Below are 21,230 nucleotides of genomic sequence, written 5' to 3'. Positions count from 1 at the left end.
AGGTGTCTGAGAGAGCCGATACAGCCTTTTGTGGAAAACGTTTAAAAGTTTTCATGTCTAGAGAGTTTAGGCTAATGAATATCAGGGTGTGTGTTGTGGCTAGAGAGATTATAGCTGTTGAGAATGTTACAAAGGTTTATAGACTTGGCGATGTTGTGACATATGCTCTTAGGGGTGTTTCTCTAAAGATTTTCGAGGGAGAGATAATTTCTATCATGGGCCCATCTGGATCGGGAAAAACAACGCTTCTCAATATGATAGGCCTCTTAGACAAGCCGACAAACGGTAGAGTGATAATCGATGGTATCGATGTTTCGAGGCTTGGAAGCGGGGAGATAGCTAGGATAAGAAACGATAAAATAGGCTTTGTTTTCCAGTTCTTCAACTTGATAAACAGGCTTACGGTGCTAGAGAATATTGAGATGCCTCTAATCCCAAGAGGAATACCACGATTAAAAAGGATTGAAATGGCTAGAGAGGCCCTAATCAAAGCTGGTGGAGATGTGTCGTGGCTTCCCAAAAAACCTCTGCAACTATCCGGTGGCCAGCAGCAGAGGGTTGCCATAGCAAGGGCTATTGTGGCCAACCCAAGGATTATTCTCGCTGACGAGCCCACAGGAAACTTGGATAGGGCAAGCGCCAGAACAGTAATGAAAACGTTTCTAGAGTTGAACAAGATGGGAGCAACAATAGCTATAATCACACATGACCCGGAGATAGCAAACTGCACACAGAAGATATACATCATTAGAGATGGAAGGATAGTTGCTGTGCAGACACCAGATCCAAGCAAGTGTATCTTGTACACTCAATAGTCTTTCTTTGACTCGCCACAGAGATAATTGATGCTGTTTCCAATATTCATAAATACTTATAAAGCTTGCTTGGCTGTGTCTGCAGACACAGCCTATAGCATATGTTGGTGACTATCTCCAATGAGAGGTGGGCATGTAGCTGCATATGCAATAACAACACTGTTGGCGCTCCAGCTAATGGCATTCATAGTCTATACTACCAACGCACAACAAACACTTTTTCTGTTAAACAGCTTTAGCTACAAGTCTTCTGCAAACACAAAAACCATCTACCCTGGGAGTAGAAACGCTGTTCTAACTGTCAATGTGTTGTACAACGGCTCTTCCACAGCATATGTATCGGCTGGCTGTATAGCACTACCACCAGGGTTCTCAAGTACGAGGGGGTACAGCAGCTGTTCACCACCCCAAACGCCAAACGGCTCGACATATAGCATTCTCGAGCCTGGCGATATAGTTGTGTTTGAGTATCACATCGATGTTGACAGCTCTGTTAACCCTGGGACATACCCAGCAAATCTCACAATATACTATAGGATTGGTGTCTCCATGTACTCAGAGACTTTGGGCGGCATAGCAATAAATGTTTCGCCTTATCCGCAGATCAGTGTAGGGGTTGTGGACTGGTATTGGAGCCCCGATGCATATCCTGGTAGCCAGGGGGTATACCTCTACATAACAATTAGAAACAGTGGAAACTCGTCAATAGTGCAGGCAAATGGAGTTGCACAACTACCACAAGACTCCTTTACCCCAAGCAGTATAAGATTCCAGATATCGAATCTTGGCAAGAACCAGACAGCAACTGTGTCTCTAGGCCCGGTCTCTGTATATACAGTAGCATCCCCCAGCACACAGTACCCGGTCACACTAAAACTCAACGCCACTATGTCCACAGACGACAACGTTGTTTACTATGCGCAAGGCACAACAACATTCTATGTCACGGTGTCCCAAGCCCCTCAGGTATCTATAGAAATAGTTGACTATGGACTTGAAACGCCCAAGCCTGTGCAGAATGCCATTGGAGCGAGATTCTATATGACTATAGTTAACAAGGACTTCAAAAACATTAGAAGCATAACAGCATACTTCACAATACAGAGTGGCGGAGCATTCTATAACAACACAGTCTCTGCTGTAACAATATTCCAGCAGACTCTTGGCTATGGAGGTATTGCAACGATTTACAGCCCGCCAATTATACTGGGTGGCACAAGCCAAGTGACAATCTCTGCCAAGCTTGTTATATTCGGTGATAACAACGGGGCCGAGTTTTGGAGTACCCAAATATACACATTCTACGTTAAGCCACAGACCCCATCGGTAAATCTAGTTATCACAGATGTTTATTGGGCCTCGGGCGAGGTGTACCCGGGTACAGAAGGGGCTACACTAAACATAGTCTTGCAGAACTACGATGTTGTTAATGTGAGGGGCGCTACAGCAACGCTTCAGCTACCCCCAGGACTCTACCCAGCAACGATAACAGCATCGGGGATAACTATTCAAAGCGGTGCAACAGCAACACTATCGTTTTCAGGCCTATCAATACAGACAAATGTTGTAGGGGGAGACTACCCAGCAAAGCTAACCATCAATGGCATTGCCTACGACCCGAGTACAAACACCTTCTACAGTTTTTCATCGGTATACACATTAACTGTGAGGATCTTTGGAAAACCATCGATAAATATAATCAATCTGACATCGAGTGGATGGGTTGAAAACAAAGCTTATACAACATCGGTTGGCGTGCATGCTTATGCATATCTCCAAGTATCTTCACCTGGGTTCAGCGTGGAGGGAGTTAGGGTAACAGCTTACCTACCCAATGAAATGATCTTCGAAAATGGTAATAGAAGCACCGTACTTGTTCTAGGAAACAACGTTTATAGCTATGGCCAGAGCATCTATGTGGAGCTCGGACCAATAGATGTTGTTTCTGATGCTGATGGTCTATACCCAGTTGTTCTCAGAATAGATTTTCTTGCAACATCGTCTAGGGGAGGCAGTTTCTGGTCGAGCAAATTCTACACAATTCTTCTACCAGTATACAAGCCCATACTAAACATTTCTTTGATTGACTACGGCTGGGAGAATCAACCAACGGGTTCTGAGGCTAGTGGCGCCTTTTTGTATGCAACTCTACAGTCTCTGTCAATCGATGCTATACAGAGTGTTGTTGTAAGAGTTGAGCTCTCTGGCGCAAGGTTTCTTAGTGGCAGAAACTTCTCTTGGGAGACAGTAAACAATGTAATTGGTTATGGATCGGTATACTCGCTGAGTTTCAGAGACATCGAAATAGACAATAACAGCAATATTACAGTTAGGCTAAGTATCTATGCTGTATTAAGCAACGGTAGAAACTCTTTCTATAGAGCATCCATAGAATACAGATTTGCTGTAAACACCATTGCAAACACAAGCACATTCAGAGTTGTTGCTCTCCATACTAGCATAGGCAATGTATATGCACCTATACTGCCATCGGCGAGGGGAGTGATGATGGTTATAGACATCGCAAATACTAAGACATATCAAGTTGCTTGGATAAAACCAGAGGCTATATTCCCCAAAGAGCTTAAGCTTAATGATTTGAGTGGATCCTGTCTAAACGGTGTTGCCTCTGGCGGTATATGCACAATAAGCCTTAATGTCGATGTTGCAGAAAATGCGTCTCCTGGACCAAGAAATATAACGCTGGTGCTAGTCTACGCCACTAGAAGTGGGCAGACAATATCTGTGTTTAGAGAGAGAATAGTTTTGCCAATAGCGATAGCGCCATATAGCTACTATAGACCTGCAATAGAGATTGTTTCGGCATACTGGGGCACGCAAACACCTATCAGAGTCCTCATAGGGCAGAGAAACACACCATTCACAATATCTATAATCAATAGGGGCTACTACCCAATTGAAGGTGTATACATTTATGCAAAACCGCTGAATAATAGTATTGCCATGGTTAAGGACTCTGACATGTGCTCTCCTCGCCTAGATCCAGGAACATCGTGTAGTGTAACGCTATATGCAGATCTAGCCAATGTTAATGCAGGTGGCTTTGCATTTTTTGCTGTAAGCGTCAACTACTCGTTTGCTTACTACGGTGCAAACATACATGACTCTAACTACTTCAGATTACCGCTACCCATCGATGTCCCAGCATCTGGAAGGGGTTTAGATATAGTCGATGTTTCGTGGAACAACAACTGGCCTGTGTATCCAAATACAGAGAATACAACACTTGTAATAACAATTGCAAACAGGTGGCCATATAGAGTCTCTGGCGTGGACCTTGAGCTAGATCTTCCAAGAGGATTCTACACTAAGTATGGCTCTATAGCAAAAGCCTATGTGGCAGGACCTGTTAATAGCCTACAGCAGTTTACTGTATCACTCCAAATATCTGTAGGCAACATTTCACCTGGTAGATACAATGCTGTGCTGATAGCTAGATACGTTATCGAGTCTGGCTCGCCAAACACCCAAGTCGTAGAGAGATACAATGTCAGTCTACAGGTAAATGATTTGGGTAAGAGCATAAGCTTGGTGTCCGCCCAATGGGTTGGCAGAGCCCCCCAGCCACCAGAGTATGGAGCTGTTCTAATGGTTAGCCTAAGAAACAACTATAACCCCTCGATGAGGGGGGTTGTCCTCTGTCTTGATCTCCCATATGGCTTCACATCATCAGATACCAACACATCTAGAGCTTGTGTACCAGCATCAAATATAAACATTGTTCAACAGATCCAAGGAGCTTCAGCTGCCAACCCAATTGTTCAGCAGTATATAGCGTCTCTAATTCAGCAAACTATAGCACCTACTGCCCAGGGGCAGGGATTCGGATATGGAGACATAATGTATTTCTACATAAAGCTAAACATAGCTACAAACAAGACTGGAACATTCGTTGCTAACGCATCGCTTGATTTTGTTGATCAGTGGAACAATGTCAGGTCTATACCACTTCAGATAAGCATTAGTCTACTGGGATCTGCAAAGATAGTCAACGTATTTGCTCCAACCACTGTAACAGTTTCGAAGGGTATTGCAATACTAGACATAGGTATTTTGAATACGGGCTCTGCACCTCTCTACAACGTCTATGTTTATCTAGTGCCATACGCCTCTATGTTGATACCACAGCAGGCTGTTAAATACATTGATTTGTTGCCACCATCGAAAATTGTTAATGTGAGTTACGAGCTTGTCTACAACCCAGTCTCTGTTGCTCTTGGTGGCGGGACACAAACATATCTGAGGTATATGAGCGTGCCATTCTCTATATCGATACTCTACAGAGATGTCTACGGCAACACACAATTCTTCAACACATCGATAGCAGTATTGATACAACCATTCATAGACATGGCCCTCTTAGACGCTAAAGCAACCCTCTCAGGAAACACTCTAGCGGTCTCTGGAACAGTTGCAAACTATGGGATTGCATCGGCTAGAAGCGTTGTTGTTAGAGCTGTGTATGATGATAGTTACGGGGAGACTCTGGTAGGCGATGTAGATCCAGCATCACAATCAGCATTTAGAATAGAAATGGAGGCGAAGAGCTCTACAAAGAGAAATGTTCTAATCGAAATAATCTATAGAGATGACTATGGCAGAATAAATGTGGATAACTACACTATTCCACTCTTGATACAAGCAACAGAAACGGTTGCGACAACACCACAGCAGGCCACACCCATATACAACCACTATATAGTGATAGCAATTGTCGCAGCATTTCTTGTTGCCATAGGTTACCTCCTTTACAGGTACATGAAGGTACATGCAAAAGCTATCGAAAAGGCTATAGAGGGTATTGGGTCCAGGTAAGGGTTTTTCTCCATGGCTGTTACACAATTCGTTTTCGACGTGTTTAAACTCGCCTTCAAAACACTTACAGAGAGAAAGATGAGGGCCACGCTAACCATCATCGGCATTGCAATAGGCCCTCTAGCACTAGTCATGATATCTAGTGTTATAGACGGCTATGCCGACTATGTGATTACGCAGATTGAGGGTCTTGGCCAAAACGCAATAGTTCTTTTTCCAGAGTCGGGATACAAATTTAGTGACAGCGACTTGAATGCCATAAGAGCTTTGCCAGGTGTTGAGAGGGCAGAGCCCTTCTATTCAATACAGGCACAGGTTAAGGTTGGTACACAAACCAAGGTTGTTTTCGTCTACGCTATACCAGTTAATATAGTCTTCGAAGCTATAAGGGGGCTGGAAGTATCTGAGGGTAGCATACCATCTGATTCAGATTATCTAAAGGCTGTTGTAGGATACAAAATAGCTTATGATGACAACAATAACAAGGTGTATGACATTGGAGATGTCATTACAATAACCTATCTGAAGACCTCCGGTGGCAAAACAGAGATTAAAAGAGCCTCAATATCGGTTTCGGCTATTCTCAAAGAGTTTGGAGGGGCATTCATTCTAAGCCCCGACACAACAATATTCCTCCCTCTGTCAGCAGGGCAGAAGGTTCTCGGCCTGAACGAGTGGAGCGGCATATTTGTTTTAGCTGAGAGAAGCGAGTATGTACCAATACTGATTAAGCAGCTACAGCAAATATATGGTAACTCGGCATCGATAATATCGTTTCAGAGCATAGCAAACATAGCAAGTTCTATTATCGGTGCAATGAACTTCATATCCTTTGCTGCATCCCTATCCGCATTCGCTGTAGCTGTGGCAGGTGTTGCATCAACTATGATAACATCTGTCATCGAGAGAACTAGGGAGATAGGCGTTTTGAAGGCGCTCGGCTTCACAGATCTCCAAGTACTTGTAATGATCCTCATGGAAAGCATTGTGATGAGCCTCATCGGAGCAGCAATAGGGATTTCACTAGGTGTTATGGGAGCACACGCACTAGCATCTAGAGGTTTTGAGATAAGAGCTGCAGCAGAAGCGATAATGGTCGTTAAAGCAGCTCCAAAGGTGAGCACCTACAACATTGCAAGAACACTAGGGCTGACAATTCTAGTCGGCATCGGCGGTGGGATTTTACCTGCTTATAGAGCAGCTAAAATACCCCCAGCTGTTGCACTAAGATATGAGTGAAGAATTTGAATCATGTGGTAAGAGAGACAATAAGAATAGCAAACACTGTTAGTAGCTTTGGAGAAGTTGTTGCAGGTTCTGATAAAGAGCTGGCCCTTCTAAATATTCTTAGAGGTTTTGTGGAGGACCATTCTGATAGCATATATCTCGACCCTGTCCCCGTTACCTCGTGGCATGAAGACTACTGTGTTATTGAAATTGATGGAGACACTTACAGATGTGCTATACAGCCACCAATCCAAACGAATTTAGATGAGGAAGTAGCAAAAAGCAGTATAATTGCGATGAACGCTGAGCAAGCTGTGAAGCGAAGCTTCACAGAGAGGAGCTTACAGAACAAGGTTGTTGTTGTTGAAACACCTAGGGATCCCGATGATATAGCAACTATTGCAAGAGCTTTGGGTGAACATGAACCTAGTCTAATCATTTTCTCTGACAATCTAAACACAATAAGAAGAATAGTTGTGTTAAGCAATCTAATTGCTGCATATGATCGATCATCACCTGTTAAAACACCTGTGATAGTGGTTCCATCGTATGTTGCCAAAAAAATCATTGAATCAGATAAGGCGAGGATACTGGCAAAATCTGCGACGAGAGAGTCCTATGGATATAACTTTATAGCGAAATCGTATGGTAGTGGAGACAGGGAGATATATATTGTTGCTCACCATGACCATTGGCTTTCAGGAGCCTCAGACAATGTTTTGGGTGTAGCATTAGCAACAACTCTATTTAAGAATATGACTAGCCTCAACAGCGTTAAAAGAGGCTTGGCACTAGCTCTTTTCACAGCTGAAGAGGGTTTCCCACAAAGGCTAAGCTCTTTCTACTGGCTTGTTGGGTCTAGGCACTTTGTTTCCAAAAATTTCTATAGGCTTTTTGAAGAAGTTGAAGCAGTTATCAATATAGATGTTGTTTATAGTAACGATGTGCGTGTCTCAACATCAAGCCCCATTCTGAGAAGTGCAATAGTGAATGACGGTCTTAATCTCGATGTTGTCAATGACAATATAATTTTCGATTCATTCTCTTTTTCAGTTGTGGGGATACCGTCTGCTACTATAAACTCTTTTCATAAGGCATTGGAAAGCGGAATCTATCACAGCGATTTAGATGTTGTTAGCAATGTTAGTGTTGATGCTATTCAGAAGTTTGCTGAGATAACCATAAATGTTATAAGGGCTGTGAGCAGAGATAGATCATTGGATTTGAGTATCGTTGAAAACGTTCTTGCGTCTGAAATTGGAGGAGATCCCCCTAGTCTAGAAGTCTTAGAGTCTCTATACCATTTCTTTACAGAATTAAAAAAATGCGGGGCAATGCAAAAGAGACTCTATCTGAAAACCTTTGAGAGGCTTGCTCTAAAATCCTATGTTGGGATGTATATCAGGGAGAGGCTTGGTGTTAGGGAGTTCACTAGGATTCTTATGTGCAAAGACGGGGTTTATTCTGTTCCGCTAGGCACTATTGAAAATGTTAATGGGTGTCATATAAACTATAGATTTAATATAGATTTGCTAAGATATATAATCCGCGGAGCGTGTAAATCTCAAGTGGATAGCTATGCAAGCAAATAGCCAAGGTGTTGGCAGAGAGGATTTGAGCGTACTTCAAAAGGTTTTAAACGAGCTTTCAAAGCCTTTTGTTGGCAGAGAAGAAGAGGCAAGAGTCATTCTCCTAGCCCTTCTAACAAAGGAGCATGCCGTTCTCATAGGCGAGCCTGGAACAGCTAAAAGCGCATTAATTAGAAGAGCTGCTCAAATTCTCAATATGAAGTGCTTCACATATCTGTTAACCAAATACACAGAGCCTGCAGAGCTATTCGGACCTCTAGACATCAATGCTCTGAAGGACGGCAAATACATTAGAATAACCTCGAACAAGTTGCCAGAAGCCGAGATAGCTTTTCTAGATGAGATATTCAAGGCCAACTCAGCCATTCTAAACACGCTTCTAACTATAATGAATGAAAGGCTCTTCTACGATGGATACACAGAGATTAGGGTTGCTCTATGGAGCCTTTTTGGAGCTAGCAACGAGGTTCCCCAAGAGCCGGAGCTTGAGGCTCTCTATGACAGGTTTCTGCTTAGACACTATGTGAAGCCTTTGCCAGATGAGCTATGGAAACAGCTTCTGAGGAAGGCCTGGGATATTGAGAGGTTTGGTTATCAACACCCGGAGGTGACAATTGATAAGAATGCCCTTGAGAGACTACATAAAATGTTGTTTGAGGTTAGCTTCAGCTCTGTGGAGACTAAGCTTCTAAAGATATTCTCTGTTTTTGAGTCAAAGAATATTCACTTGACTGATAGAAGAAAAGGTAAAGCTCTAAAGGTTATTGCTGCAAATGCGATATTGAATGGAAGGTTCCAGGCCGTTGAAGAGGATCTAATGGTTCTAAAATTCATAGCTCCACACGATATAGATGATTTTGAGAAGGTAAATATTATTCTCTCTGAAGAGCTTAGAACCCCATACAAATACCTGAGGGAGTTAGAAGATATAACCATGAGTATAAAAGAAGTTGGAAACTACATAGCATCATTCCCATCAGTGAACTCCCGATTTGTCGAGTACAGGCTTTTAGAGATATACAGAGACTTAGAGTCTACAAGAGACAGAGTTTTGTCTATGATGAGGGAGAGTAGTGATGAGAAGGTTCAGAAAAAGGCTATGGAGGTTGTTGAGCAGATAAATGAGTTGCTAGACAAGATAAAAAGAAAGATTGAGGGTAGATAATGCCAGGCGTGTTGAAGAACATAGATTATCTAGACCCATTCACCAGATACAAGGGCCAGAAGATTCTAGACAACCTAAAGAGGCTGAAGGGCGGGATTGAGATACCACTTGAAATGGCCATAGACGTATACTACACCTTGTACCTACCATTTCCACAGGTAATCGAGGTACCTGATGTCCCTCTGGGTAAGGAGAGACAATACAAGTTGATAAAGACTATGCTCTCTGATGAGGAGGCTAAGAAGCTTAGGCTATACACAGTTGCTGACAGCTTTGCCTCGGTTGCCTTAGGAACACTATTTCTCCTCAACCTGTTTTCTGAGCTTGGTAACGAAGAGAAGGAGATTGAGCGGGGTAGTGGAAGAGGAGAAAGTGGCATGCGCAATCAACAGCAAAATGAAGATGAGGGAGAGGGTGGAAAGAGCTTTGAGGAGGCTGTAAAAAATGCAATTAAGAAAACCGCTGACTCAGCTGAAACTGTTAAAGAAGTTCAACACTTTGTCTATGGATATAAGGCGGGTGTAGGACATACACTCAGCCTCGACGACGACGTTACAACTGTTTTGAGATTAGTTAGAAATACAGACATCAAGAACATTCTAAATGTCTTGACCAGGATACCAGATATTGTATCAGCTGTTAAGAAGAAGAGAGTTGGGTATCAGAGAGGTGAGATAGAGGGCTATTCTAGGGGGTCAGACATAGAGAGAATTGTTTATACAGAGCTTGCATACCCACAAATATACTTCTATACAAAGATAGCTGAAGGAGATCTGCTCTTATTCGAAAAAGTTATGTACTTGACCATGGGACCCATATATGTTTTGCTAGACAAGTCTGGTAGCATGGATGGAAACAAGATTCTATGGGCAAAAGCAACAGCTCTAGCACTATTCATGAGAAGCAGACTAGAGAGAAGAGCATTCTACATAAGATTCTTTGACTCAGAACCATATGAAATTATGTCCATAAAGCCAAACACAAAGCCAAGCTACGTAGCGAAATTGCTAGAGTACATAGCAATGATAAGAAATGGGGGTGGAACAGACATATCAAAAGCCCTTATGACAGCATGCAACGACATACTAAAGTCAGGAGCTAAAGAGGCTAGCGATATAATACTGATAACAGATGGCGAAGACAGGATAGCGAAAAGCCTCGTCAAAAAAGCCCTTATACATGCTAAGGCAAGACTAATATCGGTAATGATAATGGGGGACAACGAAGACCTTAGAGAAATAAGCGACAACTACATGAAGGTTGTCAGACTCTCAGACAAGGAGATGCTAACGGTGGTCAAAAGCTAGAACAAAGCTTAGATAATTCTAAAGCTTCTGTTTCTTGGGCTGGGCGCAGTCATGCTTTTGTCTACCCACATACCTAGTCTATAAAATACTTGCATTTGAAGCAAGGGAATAACCATTTCTATAGAGTTTCATGTGAGAGTTTGCCACGATGATATCAACATTGCAATGCTAGAAACAAATACAGTTGCAAATCCTGCGGTACGAGATCTCAGTTTTACCGCAATTTACGCGGTATTCAAGCATTGATAAAAAATAGCTGTTTTCTAGCAACATTGGTATTTAGGTACAATAAATTGAAGGATGTTGTTGCAAATATTAAATGGTTTGTTGTTGATGATGTTCCAAACATGTTTGTGAATAAGGTTCTTGGAATTGTTAGAGACTTTATTGAGAAGGTTGATAGCATTGAGTATCTCGAAATCTATTTCTATGGTTCTTCACATCAGAAGCTTTTGTTCATGGAAAGCGAAGCCCTTGAGCTAGGCGTTATCGCTGTTGGAGATTTTATTACTATGTATGAGGCTTGGAGGGGTTGGCCAAGGATACACATAGATTATGAGAAGTGCCATAGGCTTGGAGATAATTACCTAAAATCGGTTATTGTCCATGAGGTTTCCCATGCTATTCTCCATGGCTCGCCAATATACTATTCAGTAGTGTTGCAAGCTAGCGACATTCCTAGATTAGATTTAGATGATGTGGCTAAACTCGTGTATGTTGCAACAACAGTTGTGAAGGATATGGATGTTTATGAGTTTCTAATAGGGGGTGGCATGGGCAACCTAGTTGATGGTTATGCTGATTTTATTGCTGAGCAGTATAAGGATCTTGGCTGTGAAAACATGGATGATATGCTCAACCTGGCCAAAGCTCTGGCAGTATGTATCTATGTATCTTCATGTAGGCTGTTGAAAACCATAGATAAGAAATGTGTTGACATTGCCAACGGGATTTTGGAGATGTTCAAAAAATTCAAAGAAACTAGGACAAAGAACTTGTCTGAGGACACAAGACTCTTGATGAAGAGTCTGTGGAGCGTGGTCAAAGGTAGATAAATATTCTTCGCATATTAATTGGCATAGAGACTCTATATAGCCATTGATATGTTGTAGGTGGTTTATCGAGCATGAACCTTCTTTAATGATATTGATAGACAGACTCTATCATTGAGACTATGTATTGTGGTATGTGCTCTGCTCCTGTAGCTATGACCTTTACACCTCTACCTCTAAGTTTTTTAACAAATTCCAGCTCTATCCTTGTTCTCTCAAATACTTTTAGTCTATATATTGCATAGCCCCACTGTGGAAGACCTTTTATCTCAAATGTTGTTGTTATTGGTATTACTATGAAGACTTCATTTCCTAGTGAGGATAGACTTTGGACCATTCTAGAGAGTGTATTGAGGTGGTTTTCACCTCCATATGACGTGAATATAAACACCAAACTTTTTTCTCTTGGAAGCATTCGAAGAGCTTTTGCAAGAGCCTCGCGTAGCATTATTGATCTGTCAGAAGAGTCCAAATCATCTTTGCTTATAGACAACTCTTCGAAGCGGTAACTAGCTATTGTTTCTAGTACTTCTCTATAGCCTTTTCTTCCCCTCTCTAATTTAGTTGTTGAATATGTTCTGCTATCCCCAGCTATTATAAGCCCCATATAGTCTCCTCTGTATGAGAGATACCTAGCTATGGAAGCTACAATCCTTGTGCTGTACTCGAATGGTGTATAGCCATAGGGGCCGCTGACCATCTTATTTGTGCCGTCAACTATGAATAGAACTCTATTCATGGTCTCAAGTTCAAGCTCTTTAACAACAAATCTTCTCTTATATGCGAAGTATTTCCAGAGTATTCTTCTAACATCATCACCTTCTCTATACTCTCTAACACTATAGAACTCTGTCCCAAAGCCACTTCTTCTAGATCTTGTTAACCCAGTGGATCTTGTAAATACTAGAAGCCTTCTAACCTCAGCTTCAGACACCCTTGGAATTACCTTTACAAAGCCGACTGAGCTGAACGAGCCTCTGTACCTGTAGAAAGCAAAGAAGTCTCTTAAAACAATGTCTATAGGCCCTATTTCGTGGGTTCCAATTCTTGCCTGAAACCCCAGCCTAATTCTGGTGTACCCCTTCGGCGGTACCAATATTAGTGCAGCCCTAACACCTTCAACCAACTTCAAAAAGCTTGAATATCGAATAGAGACCTCGGCAAATGCTATTGGTATTCTAGTTGGGTTCTTGATTACCACGTCTATATATATCTTCTCACCCTCAACACCTCTTGTAGACGATATGTATGCAGAACACTTGTTCAGTGCTACAACAGCTAGTAGAAGATACCCTCTTACACCTGCTAAGAAAACTAGCAACGCTATGCCAGATGCTATCATCTCGTATCTGTATAAAGCTCCAAATGCTATGAGAAGAGCTGACAAGACTAGAAAAGCTCTTGCACGTGTTGTTGTCTCTAATGCTGTTACCTCTTCGATCAATGTATGTTGCACCTACTTGATTAAAATGTATTCAACGCCTTTTTCTCCAGATATTGTTTGTCCAAGCATTGAAAGGAACTCTTCGCTTTCTCTAATCATTCTAGCTATGGTTTTGTTCCATGAGAGCACAAGTGGAAGGAAACTCCTGCCCAAAGCCTTTTTGTATAGTCTACACATTCTATTCAGATACTTCTCAGCAACATCTCTCTTAGGAATCACGTTCAACAACCTTTCATCACATAGCTCAAGCCCATACACCGTCTGGGTAACTGTGTCAACAATTGAGAAAAGGGTTATGAAGTCCTGCTTTGAGAGCCTTATCTTCCCTCTTAGAATAGCATCCCTCAAATCACCTGTAACAAAACTCTCAATCTCCCTCTGCTCCTCTAGTCTATGGTCAGCAACAAAGAAAATTCTCCTCTTTAAAAACAAGTATATGGCAACTCCCATTGCCAATGATACAAGGATAAACTGGCTATATATAGAGAATATGACTCTAAACACATTATTGGAAAATTCTATAGCTGGTGGAAGCCAGGTTGATGGGTGGAAAAGCCTTGCTATAAATGACAATACAAGCGTTGTTGGATCAGAGTACATATACACACTACTGTATAACTTTTCTGGGGTGGACCCCGGATACCTACTACCATCCACAACAATCCTACAGCTTACATCAAATCTGCAGAGATAGTCTACAAGAGCCAAGGCAAAATCTCTATAGGTGGTTACATTGGATTCCAGAACCTGATTCAGAAATATCGATCCATCACCAATGACAAAAACGTGTACACCCGAATTACTCACCTCTTCGGCTGCAACAACATCACCTGTCTCGGCATAGCCTGTCACTTGTACTTGGCTACTACTTACAAGAAGCTTTGATGCTATATCCAATCTTAGGTAGTATGTTACATTGTTTGAGCTGTTTGATGGTATAGTGATAAAGGCGTATACGTATGGTCCATTCACATAGTCTATAATGATGTTTCCCATTACACGGATAGAGGAGTTTAGCCCCTTCAGAAGAATGTTTGAATATGTCGATTCATCAGCTATCAAAGCTGATGTGTATCTACACTCTCTAAGGCTATTCATAATTATGCCCACATCGCTATTGTTGTAGCCGATCTCTGGCGAGATCACTATATACAAGCATTTGTCGCCACCTCTAAGCAAATTCTCCATCTCTTGGATAGACGCAATAGCGTATGTGTTTGGGTATCTAGATCTAAGTATTTCAACAAGTTTGAATGTTCCTATAGGGCCTGTGTTATATGGTGAAGCACCTATGAAGACCTGGATCTGGGGAGGCCCTTTCTCAGCTAGTGCTATAAGCCCTATTGCAATTAGGGCAAGCATCATAGACATTGTGACAGCTGCAACAGCTTTTTCACTTCTCATGCTGTTCTCCTTTCTCGACAGCATAGACATATGCTGAGAGCCTTAGAACATATAGCGATGCTGAGAGCAGAGTAAAACCTATCAATGCCGATATAAGAGATGTGCCGACATATGCCCTCTCCATGTATCCAACAGACCATATGAGGAATAGAATAGATAGTATTGCAAGAGCCAATCCAATGCCTAGATATATAGCAAGTTGCACACCTCTCATCCTTGGGGATACACGACTATTGTTCATGGGGCAACACCAAAAAGTTTTGAAACACCATCCAAGAATATGAGAATATCTGAGTAAAATCCTGTATAAATATTAGATATGCCCTCCATGAAGTAGCCTATTGCCGGTTTTGTCAATGCATTTAAAACATCTCTATACATGTTATAGGATAGTATAACACCGCCAACATAGATGAATAGTAGCGTTACTATTGATAATACTAAAAGCGTTTTGAGGTCTAAAACAATTGGCTTCTCTAATCTATACATAGCATATCCCATGACCGTAAATAGGATAGTTGCTACAGCACCCCTAACAAGGTTTGCATAAATTGATGACTGTTGCAATGGTAGAATGAGCATGCTTACCAATTCATAGGCGGGAGGCGTGAATAAAGCTGACAATGCCAAGCTCTTCACTATTGTTAGTGGGGTTCCAATATAAACATCCACATCTCTTCTGCTCTTGAGAATCTTCAGAGCGACCTCTCTAGACCCACCTACATATATTGCTATGACTTCAGGTAAAGCAGTTGCTACTCTATATATGGCTACACCGATAGCTAGGGAAAATGATAGCACAAAAATGGGGTTGACAACAATTTCTCTCACAAAGCTGTTCGAGGTTTTTTGAGCTATGTTCTGTGGTAGTATAGATAATATATAGGCATTTGCAAGAAGAGACGCGGCTATAATAATGGCAATTACTGCTATTACTGGTACAAAAGTTGATGCTATGGTCTTCCTCCCACCAATCTCTATGAATCTCTCTTGCCGATTTCTATAAAAACTCTTCAAATGATCCATAATGGCTATAGCACCAATGGAGAGAAGAGCCTCTGGCGTTATCATTGATACCCTAAGTCTTGTTGCTACAGAGTATGATACAAGAGCCAGAACATAGATGAAAGACGTTGGATAAACAAGCAACACAATTGATAGCACAAGTGATACCATTAGAGAAATTGTTTCAACAGGTGATCGCATTATGTTGCCAAGAATATTCAAATCCATGGTGTTGATAAAAGTGTTTGCTACACTGAATAGTAGAACCGCTACTATTATCCTAGGCAAAACCTCTAGCAGCAATCTAATCATTTCTTTTCACCAGTCAAAATCCTTAAATATTTCTCGCTCTCCTCATCAACATCGTTTCCTGGGTTATGGGCATACCGAGCCACTTCATACAACTGCGTAATCTTCTCAAATACCGCGCCAAGACCTTCGAGCCTACCAGACACAGCTACGAGGTATTCTCTATGCGTCATACTATCCTCTTTCCTCACCATATACACACTTTCAATAAATTTTACAGCCCTCCAATAATTCGCTACAGCCTTTCTAATAGACTGCGCAAATGTCTTTGCATGCCAATCCCCAACACCAGCAACCCTTCTCCAAACAAACGCCTTTCTAATGGCATTAGTTATAGCCTTTCTAAAAACAATAATGATGGTTATTGTCAATGCAATCCCCAAAACCAATACTGCTAGCCCATGATCTATAAGAAGAGGTGTTGATGGTATTTGCATGCTTGGTGCAAATATTTGTGGAGATGCTGCGCCAAGGCTAGGCATAGACTCTATTGCCTGAGGTATCTTTGGCAATGCCTCTACAAGTTCTTGTGGCACTTGGCCGACAAAAACCCTTTTCTGCTGGAGCCAAGTACTATTAGCCAACTTCTCTAAAAGCTTTGCTACAGTATTTTCGCCAATAGCCACAACATCTTTATACCCCTCAGCCTGGGCCAAACTATTCACAACATTAAGAAACTGCATTACATCGCTTAAACTGGCATTGGAGTTTGCAACTAGTTCAACAGCTTTTAAAAGCGTCTCCCTATCAACAGAACCATTTAAAGCATAGCTATTGGCAATATCTGTAAGCATGTTTCTCAATTTCTCATCGCTTATTTGCTTAGATATATTATAGAGGCTCTGGCTAACATTCCCCTCTCTTAACACCATAGACCCTTGGGACATGTTACCAAGGCTCTTATACACGGATTCGAGTATATTCGAGATGCTCTCAGATGAAATATTGTAGGGAAATCCAAGAGTGTGCCTCTCAAGAACATTTTGGTAGCTATAGACCCTTGGGTAGGAAGCGAACTGTGTAGTAATCAATATTATGTGTAATACAATGAGAAGAATTGTGTGTCTCAAGGCTTTGGCACCGGAACCCTTTTCAGAATCTCCTCAATAACTCTAGAGCTTGTAACACCCTCAACCTCATACTCAGGCTTAACAATTATCCTATGTGAGAGAGCTGGAACAGCTACAACCTTAACATCGTCTGGAATAACATAGTTTCTACCATCTATATATGCCCAGGCCTTGGCAAGCCTGAGAATAGCTATTCCCGCTCTAGGAGATCCCCCAAGCTTCACTGCAACATGCTTTCTAGTCTCCTCAACTATAGAGACTATATAGTCATAGATGGAATCATCTACATTAACACCCCTAACCTGCTCAATAGCCCTCAACACATCATCTCTTGTAAGAACAGGTTGAAGAGACTCTATACCTACCTCAATCTCATCGATCCTCTTGAGCATTTCCCTAAACCCCTTAGTTGATGGATAGCCCGTGTCGATTTTCGCCAAGAATCTGTCCAGCTGTGCCTCTGGAAGTGGAAAAACCCCCTCCATCTCGACAGGGTTCTGAGTAGCTATAACAATGAATGGCTCTTCAAGCCTCCTAGTAACTCCCTCTATAGTGACTTGCCTTTCCTGCATAGCCTCAAGCAAAGCTGATTGTGTTCTCGGAGAAGCTCGATTAATCTCATCAACAAGAAGAATGTTGGTGAAAATAGGTCCCTCCCTAAAAACAAACTCACCTTTCCTCTGATCATATATATAACCCCCAAGAACATCCATTGGAAGAAGATCCGGAGTCATCTGAATCCTTTTAAAGCCAAGGCCAAGAAGCCTTGCAACAGCCTTTGCCATAGACGTTTTAGCAACACCCGGCACACCCTCTAGAAGAACATGACCCCGAGAAAGCATACAAGCAAGAATCATCTTAACCTCAAACTCTTTCTCAATGAGCAAACCAGAGTAAACAAGCTTGTCCAAAACAATCTTAAAACTCATAAACTTCACACATGCTGTTTCTGCTTGTTATTGAGGGAGAAATATATGTTTTACGGTTTAAAGAGTATCACATGGCCTTCAGCGGGAATAGCCTGCAATCAATATTCCTTCAATGTTACATATGTATAAGGTGGGAGCTGATAAAGGTGATTAGATATGGCTAAGAGGATCATTAAACATGGTTTGCATATATTTTGCAGACCTACGGGTTAGAGTTCTTCCTGTCCTGCATTCCCAAAATAAATAACATTAAAAACTATACATTTTAATAAGATATGGCTTCGCATCTAACAAGGATATTTAAGACACTATAGAGAAGGAGTATCTAATAAACTGGAATTTGGAAACTCCAAATGTTTAAAATAGCTTAATATCAACATTAAAAATAAAAAATTATTTGATATACCTTAAGATATGACCATTTCGTATAGCAGGGTGTTGTAAGTAGGCGATATATTTATCTTCCAATAGTTTCCAGACTGGGTCGTACTGAGCATTCTAGTCTTCCTACCAACATTATCAAGAGACCAGCACATAACATTCCTATTGGTTTTAATGGTTATAGTGGCTTCAATACCTTCTACAATTGTCGGAGCAGAGCCCCAGTTGCTGAATGTAGATATTCTTCTTCCATATAGACTGGCTAGCTGATCTTTTGTGAGATTTGCTGCTGCTCTAAATAGAAGTCTTTTATCATCAAAGTTGTAGATAGGCATGTTATAGTTGAATCCTGTTCCAACTGCTATAACAAGTATCCTCTTAGCATCTTCAAAGCTGTTGCCTTCTAATACATGGATTGCTATTGTTGCCCAGCCATCTAGAAGGGTGTCTCCAATCTCTATGGATATGCTTCCAAAATCAAACTTTCTGTTACCTATATACCCTGACAAAACAATGCTTTTACTTGTATTGACAATAAATACACATCTATTGTATTCTCTGCAATTCCATATCAACTCACCTGTATCTGACACAATAACATTGTCTGTTGGAGGAGGTACATTTGATGGGGAGAGAGCATAGGTTGGTTGTGTCATGTTATCTACAACCATTCTGAATCCATGTATCAGAGGAACATAGTATGGCACGTCTAGGTGCCCAGCGTTTGGAAGATTCCAAACACTTGCCGTCCTCTTTGCTACAAGCTCTAACTCTTTATCTCTAGTCATTTGAACAACTACAAGATTCTTTGCAGGACTTACATCACCTCTCACAAAGAGGAAATACGATGTTAGCATCAAAGCCCATCTAACAGGATCTTGGTCGAAGTCTAGTGTTCCTCTTGACCTTGTGGAATTCCAGCTAGCAGTTGCCATTTGTCCTGAGGTCCACGGGCCATAGTTATAGGGCATTATGGCGTCCCAGTCTTGAAATGCTGCAAAAGCTGGCAAAAATACAAAGCCCTCAGCTCTGTACATATTGGGTGCTGGGTGATTGTACTCGCTAACTGTAAAGGGCTTTCCATATATGCTTCTAAAGGCCAAACCAGTCATAGTGTTAGAGGATGGGTTATTCACCATTGGATCATTTATCACATACCAGTTATTGCCAGAGCCTGTGGGATAGCGCCAGTAATGATGAGCGTCAACAGCATCTAGCCTGGCCATGATGTTGGGCATACCTCCCCAAGCAGATTGCGTACCCATGACTATAGCCTTAACCTTCAGCTCATTCTTTAAGAAGTTGTACATATCCATAAAGTAGTTGTAGTCTAGTCGCCATAGAAACTCTGCCCAATCTAGTCTAGCCTGTAGTGTTGGTCTCTTAGTTATAATATCTGCATAGTTGAATACATCAACTGTTTTATTCTCTAAGCTCTCACCAGGTAGAAGGCTTTTCCCCCACGCTTTGGCAAGATTTTCTGTATTTCCATATTTGCTTATTAGAAACTCGTTCCACTTCTCCCTCAATGCATTTCTAAAAACAGGTGGAAGCCTATCAACAGCTCCATCAAGCCATCCAAAATTCATTCCATATTCATTCAAGATCTCTATAAAGGCTACTGCAGGGTCATCAGCATAGGATAGGCCTGTATATGGGTTTACATGTGTTAGTAGCTGTCTTGCAAACTCCTTTACAAGCTGTCTTGCAGGTTCGTAGAAAAATGGTAAGAGATGCTGATCTTTAACCTGCATTGTATTTACATCACTTGGTAGCCCATCAGCAGAAGAGAATTGTCTGTAACACATGAGGTTGATGTCTATGTATATCCCATTTCTTTCCAAAGCAGCAATGAAATAATCCATCTTATCCAAGTTCTTCATATTTAACTGTCTTGTGCCTGGAGGAGAGAATATGTTGTTATTAGGCTCCCAGTTAGCATCTATAGCATGAAACCTGACAAGGTTAATACCATACTTCGCTAATTTAGCTGCTATTAAATCAGCCTCTTCCTTTGATGGAAAGGTCCCCGTAGCTACAACACTAACACCTAAAAACCTTATTCTTTTGCCGCCAACATATAAATGTCCATCAGGCCCAACAGTAACAGGCCCATATTTACCAGCAGGCTTATCCAGATATTCAGATAGACTTATATCAGTTTGTGACGAGTCATCCCATGGAAAATAAAAGGGAAACAACCTATCACCAGCAGGTACAGTTATTTGCAGAGCTCCTACTGTAACAGTTCTCGCTATAGTTGTTATAACCTGTGTGGTGGTTGTTTTTAAGATTTCCACAGGAACAGTTATAGTGTTTGTCATAGTAACTGTAGATGGTATAGTGATTGACATAGGCGTCTCGGTTACCATAGTCCTATAGGCAGTCTCCGTCATTGTAATCATATTAGATTTTGTGATAATATAAGTATAGGTATAGGTTTGTGTCGGGGGAGTCTTTAGAGAACCAACAATATAGCCAGCTATGCTAGCCACAATCACTATTGCAATAATTAAAATAGTTGTGATAACTGAAGTACGAGATCTATTGAAGACCAACACCAACACCCTTTATAACTGCTAGCTATTTTCGGTGAGGAAGTTTTAAGCTTGTCGCTAGCAAGAATTTTAGATACCTTAATGTATGTAACATAATGATTATACCCATATTATAAACAAATTCAAATAAATAGTTTAG

Annotated in this window: 14 protein-coding genes; 7 read left to right on the top strand and 7 right to left on the bottom strand. The window is 41.4% G+C overall.

Going from position 1 to position 21,230, the window contains the following annotated elements; genetic code table 11:
- Positions 1-74 precede the first annotated feature (74 nt).
- From QW284_03125 to QW284_03095, 7 genes are all read left to right on the top strand, one after another.
- Complete coding sequence (locus QW284_03125; GenBank protein ID MEM0338658.1) at positions 75-815, top strand: ABC transporter ATP-binding protein; 741 nt, start codon at positions 75-77, stop codon at positions 813-815.
- Positions 816-935: 120 nt separating this feature from the next.
- Positions 936-5,651, top strand: coding sequence for a hypothetical protein (locus QW284_03120; GenBank protein ID MEM0338657.1), 4,716 nt, complete (start codon positions 936-938; stop codon positions 5,649-5,651).
- Between the two features lie 12 nt (positions 5,652-5,663).
- Positions 5,664-6,890, top strand: coding sequence for an FtsX-like permease family protein (locus QW284_03115; protein MEM0338656.1), 1,227 nt, complete (start codon positions 5,664-5,666; stop codon positions 6,888-6,890).
- 14 nt (positions 6,891-6,904) lie between these two features.
- Positions 6,905-8,470 carry a M28 family peptidase gene (locus QW284_03110; protein MEM0338655.1) on the top strand — a complete coding sequence of 522 codons (1,566 nt, stop codon included), beginning with the start codon at positions 6,905-6,907 and terminating at the stop codon, positions 8,468-8,470.
- Entirely contained in the window at positions 8,457-9,632 is a 1,176-nt protein-coding gene (locus tag QW284_03105) for an AAA family ATPase (GenBank protein ID MEM0338654.1), read from the top strand. Before QW284_03110 ends, QW284_03105 begins: the two co-directional genes overlap by 14 nt.
- Positions 9,632-10,939: a VWA domain-containing protein gene (locus QW284_03100; protein ID MEM0338653.1), complete on the top strand. Its 1,308-nt coding sequence runs from the start codon at positions 9,632-9,634 to the stop codon at positions 10,937-10,939. The genes QW284_03105 and QW284_03100 overlap by 1 nt, the downstream gene beginning before the upstream one ends.
- Before the next feature lie 293 nt (positions 10,940-11,232).
- Complete coding sequence (locus tag QW284_03095) at positions 11,233-11,994, top strand: hypothetical protein (protein MEM0338652.1); 762 nt, start codon at positions 11,233-11,235, stop codon at positions 11,992-11,994.
- 82 nt (positions 11,995-12,076) lie between these two features.
- On the opposite strand, the gene QW284_03090 is transcribed toward QW284_03095, so the two are convergent.
- From QW284_03090 to QW284_03060, 7 genes are all read right to left on the bottom strand, one after another.
- Entirely contained in the window at positions 12,077-13,435 is a 1,359-nt protein-coding gene (locus QW284_03090) for a DUF58 domain-containing protein (GenBank protein MEM0338651.1), read from the bottom strand.
- Positions 13,436-13,447: 12 nt separating this feature from the next.
- Entirely contained in the window at positions 13,448-14,839 is a 1,392-nt protein-coding gene (locus QW284_03085; GenBank protein ID MEM0338650.1) for a hypothetical protein, read from the bottom strand.
- Positions 14,829-15,080 (bottom strand): hypothetical protein, encoded by a 252-nt coding sequence (locus QW284_03080; GenBank protein ID MEM0338649.1) that lies wholly within the window; start codon positions 15,078-15,080, stop codon positions 14,829-14,831. The genes QW284_03085 and QW284_03080 overlap by 11 nt, the downstream gene beginning before the upstream one ends.
- The gene (locus QW284_03075) at positions 15,077-16,156 is read right to left on the bottom strand and encodes a hypothetical protein (GenBank protein MEM0338648.1); all 1,080 of its coding nucleotides are present in this window, start codon (positions 16,154-16,156) and stop codon (positions 15,077-15,079) included. Before QW284_03075 ends, QW284_03080 begins: the two co-directional genes overlap by 4 nt.
- Positions 16,153-17,223 (bottom strand): DUF4129 domain-containing protein, encoded by a 1,071-nt coding sequence (locus QW284_03070; GenBank protein ID MEM0338647.1) that lies wholly within the window; start codon positions 17,221-17,223, stop codon positions 16,153-16,155. The genes QW284_03075 and QW284_03070 overlap by 4 nt, the downstream gene beginning before the upstream one ends.
- Positions 17,220-18,152, bottom strand: a complete 933-nt coding sequence (locus QW284_03065; GenBank protein ID MEM0338646.1) for a MoxR family ATPase — start codon at positions 18,150-18,152, stop codon at positions 17,220-17,222. Before QW284_03065 ends, QW284_03070 begins: the two co-directional genes overlap by 4 nt.
- A 407-nt stretch (positions 18,153-18,559) precedes the next feature.
- Positions 18,560-21,091: a beta-galactosidase gene (locus QW284_03060; protein ID MEM0338645.1), complete on the bottom strand. Its 2,532-nt coding sequence runs from the start codon at positions 21,089-21,091 to the stop codon at positions 18,560-18,562.
- Between the last annotated feature and the right edge of the window lie 139 nt (positions 21,092-21,230).

The sequence above is a fragment of the Ignisphaera sp. genome (assembly GCA_038735125.1).
In the GTDB taxonomy this organism is placed as follows: Archaea; Thermoproteota; Thermoprotei_A; order Sulfolobales; family Ignisphaeraceae; genus Ignisphaera.
The sequence above is the reverse complement of the archived record's forward strand: the minus strand, read 5'-3'. Positions and strand labels throughout refer to the sequence as shown.